The sequence below is a fragment of the Microbacterium zouquanmingi genome (assembly GCF_052266675.1).
Taxonomy (GTDB): Bacteria; Actinomycetota; Actinomycetes; order Actinomycetales; family Microbacteriaceae; genus Microbacterium.
Map to the genome: position 1 here is coordinate 170382 of NZ_JBQPRA010000006.1, position 6427 is coordinate 176808.

General features: G+C 64.6%; 6 protein-coding genes. 3 read left to right on the forward strand and 3 right to left on the reverse strand.

Going from position 1 to position 6427, the window contains the following annotated elements; all coding sequences use genetic code 11:
* Nucleotides 1–15 precede the first annotated feature (15 nt).
* Nucleotides 16–504, reverse strand: coding sequence for a 50S ribosomal protein L10 (gene rplJ / locus ACTU6V_RS14270; RefSeq protein ID WP_443469224.1), 489 nt, complete (start codon nucleotides 502–504; stop codon nucleotides 16–18).
* Nucleotides 505–757: 253 nt separating this feature from the next.
* A complete protein-coding gene (locus ACTU6V_RS14275) occupies nucleotides 758–2548 on the reverse strand; it encodes a glycoside hydrolase family 15 protein (protein ID WP_443469225.1) in 1791 nt (596 codons plus the stop codon).
* Nucleotides 2549–2604: 56 nt separating this feature from the next.
* On the opposite strand from ACTU6V_RS14275, the gene ACTU6V_RS14280 reads away from it, so the two are divergent.
* Both ACTU6V_RS14280 and ACTU6V_RS14285 read left to right on the forward strand, forming a co-directional pair.
* The gene (locus tag ACTU6V_RS14280; protein ID WP_443475895.1) at nucleotides 2605–3969 is read left to right on the forward strand and encodes a glucose-6-phosphate dehydrogenase; all 1365 of its coding nucleotides are present in this window, start codon (nucleotides 2605–2607) and stop codon (nucleotides 3967–3969) included.
* A 49-nt stretch (nucleotides 3970–4018) separates the two neighbouring features.
* Nucleotides 4019–4699 (forward strand): YqaJ viral recombinase family protein, encoded by a 681-nt coding sequence (locus ACTU6V_RS14285; RefSeq protein WP_443469227.1) that lies wholly within the window; start codon nucleotides 4019–4021, stop codon nucleotides 4697–4699.
* Nucleotides 4700–4703: 4 nt separating this feature from the next.
* On the opposite strand, the gene ACTU6V_RS14290 is transcribed toward ACTU6V_RS14285, so the two are convergent.
* Nucleotides 4704–5591 carry a LysR family transcriptional regulator ArgP gene (locus ACTU6V_RS14290; protein ID WP_443469228.1) on the reverse strand — a complete coding sequence of 296 codons (888 nt, stop codon included), beginning with the start codon at nucleotides 5589–5591 and terminating at the stop codon, nucleotides 4704–4706.
* A 70-nt stretch (nucleotides 5592–5661) separates the two neighbouring features.
* Here ACTU6V_RS14290 and ACTU6V_RS14295 point away from each other — a divergent pair, with 70 nt between their 5' ends.
* Nucleotides 5662–6288, forward strand: a complete 627-nt coding sequence (locus ACTU6V_RS14295; RefSeq protein ID WP_443469229.1) for a LysE/ArgO family amino acid transporter — start codon at nucleotides 5662–5664, stop codon at nucleotides 6286–6288.
* Nucleotides 6289–6427: the final 139 nt, after the last annotated feature.

Sequence of the window (6427 nt, forward strand, 5' to 3'; positions counted from 1 at the left end):
GAAAACGCGGGTCGCTTACGCGGCCTCTGCGGTCTCCAGCTTTGCGCGAAGAGCGTCGACGGTTGCGGCAGCCTTGGCCATCGTCGCCTTCATCATGCCCGCGGCCTTCGCAAGCAGAACCTCACGGCTCTCGAGCGAGGCGTACATGTTGACCTCGTCCGCGTTGAGGACATTGCCCTCGTACACGCCGCTCTTGATCACGAGAAGCGGGTTGGCCTTGGCGAAGTCACGAAGAGCCTTTGCGGTGGCGACGAAGTCACCGTGCACGAAAGCGACAGCCGACGGCCCCTTGAGGTCGTCGTCCAGCTCGGAGATCCCCACCTTGTTGGCAGCGATCTTGGTCAGCGTGTTCTTCACCACGGCGTACTCAGCGTTCTGACGAATGCTGTTGCGCAGCTCCTTGAGCTGAGCAACGGTCAGACCGCGGTACTCGGTCAGCAGGACGGCGTTCGAGTTCTCGAATGACTTCGTGAGCTCGGCGACCGATGCATCCTTCTGCGCCATGGTCACTCCTTGATGGGTACGAGATGCCCCACGTGCGTGAGACACCACCTGAACCGCCACCTGCAAACAAAAACGCTCCGGCGCAAGCGACGGAGCGTAGAATCCGGATTTCCGGAAAACGATCATGTCCCTGCGCGGGCCCCTGCAGTGCAGTGCTTCATTCATCTTGCGCTTACGCGCACGACGATGACCAGCGGTCTTCGGTTATGAGAAACTCTACGCGATCAGGGCCCGACTTCCAAATCAGGTCGCCTCAGGTGCGGCCAGCCGCACGACCCGAATGCCCGCCGAGCGCGTCGGCAGCGCGCACGAGAGTGAGGTGCGAGAAAGCCTGAGGCATGTTGCCGGCCTGGCGCGCGCCTTGGACGTCATACTCCTCCGACAGGAGCCCGATATCGTTCACGAGCCCGACGAGTCGGTCCATCAGGACGCGTGCATCATCTATCCGCCCGCTCGCCGCGTACTGCTCCACGAGCCAGAAGCTGCAAGCCAGGAAAGGATGCTCCCCACCGTCGAGGCCATCGACACCGGATGCCGTGCGATATCGCATGATCAGTCCATCACGCATGAGCGTCTTCTCGATCTGCTCGACGGTGCGCAGCATCCTCGGGTCATCCTCGGCGCAGAATCCGACCTGCGGAAGGGTGAGCAGCGAAGCATCCACCTCATCGGTGTCATAGTGCTGTCGGAAATATCCGTCCGGGTGCACTCCGCGCTCGTCGATCTCCGCTCGCAAGCGATCGCGCATCTTCTCCCAGCGATCCGCGTCGCCGGCGAACCCGTGCTCGCGCACCGCGCGCACGCCGCGATCCAAAGCCGCCCACATCATGACGCGCGAGTGGGTGAACCACTGCAACGGCCCGCGGATCTCCCAGATCCCGTTGTCCTGACGCCCCATCCCCGCCGCCACTCGCTCGATCAGCGCACGCTGCAGTGGCCACGAGAACTCCGTCTCATCGAGCCCTGCGATCCGGGCAGCCTCCAGCGCGACCATCACCTCGCCGAGCACATCGCCCTGATACTGCTCGACAGCGCCGTTGCCGACGCGCACAGGTGATGCGCCGTTGTACCCGGGAAGACTCGTCAGTTCGCGCTCCGCTAGATCGCGCTCACCGCCGATGCCGTACATGATCTGCACTTCGGCTGGCTCCCCCGCCACAGCGCGCAGCAGCCAACGCCTCCAGTGGTGCACCTCTTCGAGGAAGCCGTGCGCGATGAGCGACTCCAGAGTGAGTGCGGCATCCCGCAGCCAGACGTACCGGTAGTCCCAGTTGCGCGAACCGCCGAACTGCTCGGGGAGAGAGGTCGTGGGGGCTGCGACGATGCCACCTGTGTCACGATGCGTGAGTGCGCGCAGCACGAGCAGCGAGCGCACCACCGCGTCGCGGTACGGGCCGTCATGCGCGATCGGACTCGCCCAGCCCTGCCACCACGAGCGCGTGCGCGCGATCGCATCCTCAACATCCAACGGGGCCGGATCTTCCTCGTGAGATGCATGCCAGGTGAGGACGAGGTCACGCAGCTCTCCGGTACCCACGGAGAACTCACCCCTGTGCCGGTGGTCGGATGCTGCAAGCTTCACTCCGCGGACGACAACAGCATCCGGGCCTGCGATCGCGCTCAGCGCTGGCTCTTCGGCGGTGCCGATCTGCCGCACCCACGGCAGAGCGCGCGCGTAGTCGAAGTGCATGCGCAGCTCAGTCGTGAAGGCGACGTTGCCGGTGATGCCGACCACTCGACGCACGACATCCGTGCGGTCCTCCGACATCGGCAGGAACTCGTGGACCTCGGCGACGCCATCGGCGCTCTCCCACCGCGTGACGAGGATGAAGGTATCCGACAGGTAGTGCCGCTGAGCGGTCGCGGATGCATCGCGAGGCCGCAGGATCCAACAGCCATGCGTCGGGTCTCCGAGAAGTGCGCCGAAGATCGAGGCGGAGTCGAATCGGGGCAGACACAGCCAGTCGATACTGCCGTCACGTGAGACGAGCGCTGACGTGCGGCAATCACTGAGAAGTGCGTAATCCTCGATCGGTGCAGGCATCGCCCGATTCTTGCATGCCATTGGTCCAAGCGCACGGGTGGGGCTACGGTGGGCCCATGGATGCCGCGCCCACACTCATCATCTTCGGCGCTACGGGAGATCTGACTTCGCGTCTGCTGCTTCCGGCGCTCGGACAGCTCCTCGCCACTGAGCCGGACCGCAAGGTGCGCCTGATCGGTGCGGGCATGGAGGGCTGGTCGGATGCTGATCTGAAGAAGGTCGCACAGCACTCGTTCGCGGCCTCAGATTCCGAAGCCTCGCTCGAGCGGGTCGAGATCTCGTACTGTCAGGCTGACATCACCAAGACTGCTGACCTGAAGGCACTGCTGAAAGGGCTGACCGGTCAGGTTGCGCTGTACTTCGCGGTGCCTCCCGCGGTGGCTGCGGCGGCATGCGAGGCGCTCACGCCCGAGATGCTCCCCGATGGCGTGATGCTCGCACTCGAGAAGCCGTTCGGCACGAATGAAGAAAGTGCTCACGTGCTCAATGCGCGTCTGGCCGAACTCGTGCCGGAGAAGCAGGTCTTCCGAGTGGATCACTTCTTGGGCAAGTCGACGACCTTGAACGTGCTCGGTGCGCGCTTCGCCAATCGCCTGCTCGAACCACTCTGGTCTGCGGAGAGCATCGACGCGGTCGACATCATCTACAACGAGAAGCTGGGCTTGGAGGGCCGCGCGGGGTACTACGATCACGCCGGCGCCTTCGTCGATATGGTCCAGAGCCATTTGCTGCAGGTGCTCGCAGTCGTGGCCATGGAGCAGCCCGCAACCCTCGATGAGACGGACTTCCGCGAGGCGACCTCCGCGGTGCTGCGTGCGACAACGGTGTGGGGCGATGACCCGATGTCATCCTCGCGTCGCGCACGCTATACCGCTGGCGCCGTCGACGGGGTGGAGAAGCCGTCCTATGTGGATGAACCGGGCGTCGACTCGAAGCGCGGAACAGAGACTCTCGCCGAGGCGACTTTCGAGATCCACAATGCCCGCTGGGCCGGGGTCCCGTTCACTCTGCGATCGGGCAAGGCACTGAGCGATCCCGTCCGCGAAGTCGTCGTCCGATTCAAGCCAGTGCGCCATGTACCGGTCGGGCTCACGGGCTCGGCAACCGGAGCCATCCTGCGGTTCTACCTCGCGCCGGACCAGATGTCCCTCGAGCTCAACCTCAACGGTGCAGAGGACCCGTTCGTGCTGGAGCGCGCGACGCTGTCTGCTGATCTCGGCGCAGGTCAGCTGCTCGCCTACGCAGAAGTCCTCTCCGGCATCCTCGATGGCGACCCGCTGCTGTCGGTGCGCGCAGACGCAGCCGAGCAGTGCTGGCGAATCATCCAGCCCGTGCTGGACGCGTGGTCGCGTGGCGAAGTGCCCCTCGAGGAGTACGCCGCGGGTTCCCACGGCCCCGACAGCTGGCCCGTTCGCCGCTGACTCGGCGCGGCCGGCAATCGGTGCGCGTCGATCGGGGTAGCCTCGAACAGTGACCCCGGAACTACAGGCTCGAATCGTTGCGGACTCCCGCGACCGCGTCGCCTGGCTTCGGGCACGGGCACGAGGAATCACTGCCACCGACGTCGCGGGCCTCTCCGGAGACAAGTCCATCGCCAGGGCCGCCGATGCCAAGCTCGGCGGCGGCGCACGATTCGCCGGTAACGCGTATACCGATCACGGACGCAGAAGAGAGCCCGAGATCGCAGCGTGGGTCGCCGCAACGCACGGCATCCGTCCTTCCTCAGCGCTCTTCCGTGCCGAGGCAGAGCACCGGCATCTGGCGACGCCCGATGGGGTCGTGCAGGATGCTGACGGTCGGATCCTGCTGTCGGAGATTAAGACCACGAACAAGAACTGGCGCACGATCCCGCGCACCTATCTTCGCCAGGTGTGGTGGCAGCAGCACGTACTCGGCGCCGAGCGCACCCTGTTCGTATGGGAAGAACACCTCGACTTCACCCCTGTCGACGACGAGCCGCGCTGTGTATGGATCGATCGTGACGACCGCGAGATCGCTCAGCTGGTGCGTCTCGCGACCGGGCTGATCGATGAGCTCTACCACCGCACCACCGGGCAGCGCCCGCCGAGCGCGGCATCCGTGACGTCGGCCAGCAGGCGCGACGCTCTCCGAGAGCGCGACGCGTACCGCGCACTCGCCCTGGCCGACTGACGCGTTACTCAAGTACTCTGCGCGCTTCGTCAGCGACCTCGCCGGCGATGGCGTCGAGCAGCTGAGAGCGCAGGTTCCACTGCTGCCAGTAGAGCGGCACTCGCACGGGGTCTCCGCCGAGTCTGACGATCGTTCCGGATGCCGCGGCCGCTGCCGCCTGGGAGACGGGCAACATGCCCCACCCCAACCCGAGAATCACCGCCTGGGCGAAGTCATGGGATGCCGGCACGAAGTGGCGAGGGACACCATGTTCGGAGACGCCCTGCGATGCCAACCATGCATGCTGGAGAGTATCGCGCCGATCGAAGTCGACGAACGGCGCCTCGCTCAACGCCCCGGCGGTCACACCATCGGGGAACCAGCGCTCGATGAACTCCGGTGTCGCGGCGGCCTCATATCGAAAGACTCCCAGCCGTGTTGCCGTGCATCCTGAGACGGGTGTCGCCTCGGATGTGACGGCCGCCATCACTTCACCGGACTCCAGCAGACGCGCGGTGAAGTTCTGGTCATCACGGTGCAGATCGAAGTCGATGTCCAGTCGTGCAGCGAGTCTGGCCAACGGCGCCAAGAACCAGACAGCCATGGAGTCGGCGTTGACGGCAAGTGGCACACGCACGCGCCCTCTCCCGGCCTCCAAGCCCAGCGCGGACAGCGTCTCATGCTCGAGCAGTGCGACCTGCCTGGCCATTCGCACGACGGCTTCTCCTGCACCTGTGGCGACAGCAGGCTTCCCGCGCACGATGAGCACCTGGCCGAGCTGATTCTCGAGGGTCTTGAGCCGTTGGCTGACCGCGGAGGGAGTGATACTAAGAGAGCGTGCTGCCATATCGAGACTCCCCCCGTCGACGATCGCAGCCACAGTGAGAGCGAGCTCAGCAGAGATTCCAGCCATGTAAGCAAGACTAACGGCGATGAAGATCTGGTCGCTGGCACTTACGGTCGTGGAACAATAGCGTCAGGATGTGATCTCATTCTTCGCGGGGCTCGGACTCGGGCTCTCCCTCATCGTCGCCATCGGCGCACAGAACGTCTACGTCCTCCGACAGGGGATCCGTCGTCAGCATGTTCTCGCTGTCGTTGCGATCTGTGCACTGTCGGATGCTGTGCTGATCGCGGCCGGAGTCGCTGGCCTCGGCTTCCTACTGCAGGCGGCGCCCTGGCTCGTGAACGCAGCGCGAGTGTTGGGTGCGTTCTTCCTCTTCGGATACGCGGCCCTCGCTGCACGCAGAGCTCTGAAAGGGACAGAGGAGGGGCTGCACATCGAAACCGCGTCAGAGAAGACCACGGGCTCGGGACTCGTGCCGGTGATCCTCGCCGTGCTGGCGTTGACCTGGCTGAATCCGCACGTATACCTCGACACCGTGCTCATGCTGGGTTCGATCGCCGCAACGCACGGTGATAGCAGATGGGTGTTCGCCGGCGGTGCCATCGTCGCCAGCCTCGCCTGGTTCACCGCTCTCGGCTACGGGGCGCGTTACCTGGGCAGGTGGCTCAAGACTGCACGGGCATGGCGGATTCTGGATGCTGGCATCGCCGTGGTCATGCTGAGCATAGCGATCAACCTGCTGCTGCCCGTGTTCACCGGCTGACCTTGACTGGACAGAACAGAGAAGGCCACCCCGTAGGGTGGCCTTCTCTTCTCTATTCTCTACATCTCGTCAATGCAGAATAGCCACCTCAAAGAGGTGGCTATTCTGTCTAAAAGGAGTTCGGCGGTGTCCTACTCTC